General features: G+C 53.6%; 2 protein-coding genes. Both read left to right on the top strand.

What is annotated here, in order from left to right:
- The first annotated feature begins 331 nt into the window (after positions 1–331).
- The gene (locus ACTUHY_RS12810) at positions 332–1,702 is read left to right on the top strand and encodes an SLC13 family permease (RefSeq protein ID WP_442827997.1); all 1,371 of its coding nucleotides are present in this window, start codon (positions 332–334) and stop codon (positions 1,700–1,702) included.
- 45 nt (positions 1,703–1,747) lie between these two features.
- A partial coding sequence (locus ACTUHY_RS12805; protein WP_442827996.1) for a CaiB/BaiF CoA transferase family protein occupies positions 1,748–2,838 on the top strand: 1,091 nt, incomplete at its 3' end.

Here is a 2,838-nt window from a genome sequence, read left to right as displayed (position 1 = left end):
GCTGAGTTTTGGGGGGAAGGGGGAAGTATACCCTTTTTCTCTTGCCTTTTACTGCCAGGAGTAAAAAGAGACAACAAAAAAGGAGCTGTGAAGAAATGAATCCTCATTTCTTCACAGCTCCTTTTTTCTTTATGTACAACAATGAGACTTTACAAATTGATGAAAAATCATGGATAATAACAAATTCAATGACAGGGTAAGTCCTCAGATTAAAAAGAAATGTCTAAAAATTCCACCAAAACCTATTGCTTTTTTTCAAGAAAAGAGGTAATATTGTTGTCGACAAGAATTGTCGACAAAAGTTGTCGAGCAAAATGGGAGGCGGAAAAAAATGATCGCAATAATTGCAATCGTAATGATCGGTATCATGATGTATGTGCTGATGAGGAACAAGGCTCACCCGGTAATTGCCTTTTCCATCCTGCCAATCTTGGCTGGGATCGTCCTGGTATTTACCGTAGGGGTCAACGGGCCCAAGGGTGAAGCTCTGACCCTCAGTCAGCAGATCGGTGTTGTCATCGAAAAATGGGCAGCCGGCGGTGTGAAGACCACCATGTCCAACGCAACCCTGTTCATCTTCTCCATCATGTATTTCGGGATGATGAGCGACGCCGGGATGTTCGATCCTATCGTCCACGGGCTGACCAAGATTTCCGGGAGCGACCCTGTAAAGGTCTATCTGACCACTTGCCTGATCGCTCTGGTCTCCCAGGCTGATGGTGCTACCGCTACCACCTACCTGGTTACGATTCCTGCAATGTTACCTTTATTTAAGAAACTGAAACTGAATGTCCTGAGCATGCTGTGCCTCATCGGTGTGACCACCGGGAACTGGAACATGGTTCCTTGGGGCGGCACCATCATCCGTACGGCAACTACGGTGACCAACCTGGGTGTCCCGGCAACCCCGAACGGACTGTGGACCAAGATTCTTCCTACCGAACTGCTGGGCATGGTACTGTCCCTGGCACTGGCTGTCTGGTTCGGGACCATGGACCGGAGACGCCTGACCAAAGAATACGGCCCTGATTACTTCAAGAATTTCAAAATCGACGGACCGCAGATCGACCAAGAAACTGATGATCTGAAACGGCCGAACCTGCTGGCCTTCAACCTGATCCTCACCATCGTTGTGATCGTCTCCATGGTGGTCACCAAAGTCCCGGCTTACCTGGCCTTCATGCTGGGCACTGGTGTAGGCGCCTTCGTGAACTACCGGGGCCTGGCTCTCCAGACCAAAGTCCTGGAAAACCATGCCAGCACTGCCATCGGCACGGCATCCACTTTCCTGTGCGCCGGCGTATTCCTGGGTATCTTCAAGGATTCCGGCATGACCCTGGCTCTGGCTAACCTGATCCTGGGGATCCTGCCCCATGCTCTTCTGATCCATGCCGGCCGTATCATCGGTATCCTGGGTTCTGTAGTCGGTCTGGTATTCAGCCCGGATCTGTATTATTACTCCCTGCTGCCGGTTGTGGGCGAAGTGGTGAAGGCCGTTGGCGGCAGCCCCGAAAAAGTCGGCTTGGCTATGCTGATCGGCGAAAACATCGGTGTTCCTATTTCTCCCTGCGTACCGACCACGTTCCTGGCCATCGGCCTGGCTGGTGTACAGCTGAAGGATCACATCCTGTATTCTGTGAAATATGACCTGCTGGTATCCCTGATCATGGTGGTCTTCGCTATGATGATGGGTGTGGCTTGATGAAATATCTGCAATTGTGTGATAGATCTTAGGAGGTAATTGGTAATGGATGATGCAAAAGGTCTTTTGGAAGGTGTCGTTGTACTGGATCTGACCCGTGTGCTGGCAGGGCCATACTGCTGTGCTCTCCTGGCTGATATGGGCGCTACGGTGATCAAGATCGAGAACCCCAAAGGCGGGGATGATTCCCGGAAGATGGGACCCTTCATCAACGACAACTCTGTATACTATGCCAACTTCAACCGCAGCAAATATGGCTGCACCATCAACTTCAAAGCCCCGGAAGGGAAAGAGATGTTCAAGGAAATGGTGAAACAGGCCGACGTGGTCATCGAGAACTACCGGCCCGGCACCATGGAAAAACTGGGCCTGGGCTATGACGATGTGCTGAGCAAGATCAACCCCTCCCTGATCTACGGCGCCGTGTCCGGCTTCGGCCAGACCGGGCCTTACAGCCGGCGGGCTGGCTATGACATCATCGGCCAGGCCATGGGCGGCATGATGAGCACCACCGGCTGGCCCGGCGGCGAACCCACCCGTGTAGGCACCCCCATCGGGGATGTGCTGGGCGGCCTGAACCTGTGCATCGGCGTCCTGGCAGCCCTGGTGAACCGGGTGAAGACCGGCAAGGGCGAAAAGGTGGATGTGGCCCTGGTGGATTCTGTGGCCGCGGCTATGGAAAACATCACCATGATCTACCAGGCTACGGGCCGGATCCCTCAACGGATCGGCAACCGGTATGAATCCACTTATCCCTATGATTCCTTCCCGGCCAAGGACGGCAATGTGATCATCGGCACCGCCAACAACAAGCTCTATGACATCCTGTGCGATGTGATGGGCAAACCGGAACTGAAGACTGACCCCAAGTTCAAAGATGTGAAGGACCGGGTGGCCAACCATGTGGAAATGCGGAAGATCGTTTCCGACTGGACCAGCCAGTACACCATCGACGAAGTGGTGGAGACCCTGAACAAGGCCGGCGTGCCTTCCTGCCAGGTGAATACCCTGGACCGTCTGGTGAAGGAACCCCAGGTGGCGGGCGACCGGAAGATGTTCCCGGAAATGGATCAGCCGGGCATCGGCAAGCTGAACATCACTGCTGCTCCCCAGCACTTCACCCGTACCAAGGCCTG

This window comes from Acidaminococcus nyctereutis, assembly GCF_052216985.1.
Lineage (GTDB): Bacteria > Bacillota > Negativicutes > Acidaminococcales > Acidaminococcaceae > Acidaminococcus > Acidaminococcus fermentans_A.
The sequence above is the reverse complement of the archived record's forward strand: the minus strand, read 5'-3'. Positions and strand labels throughout refer to the sequence as shown.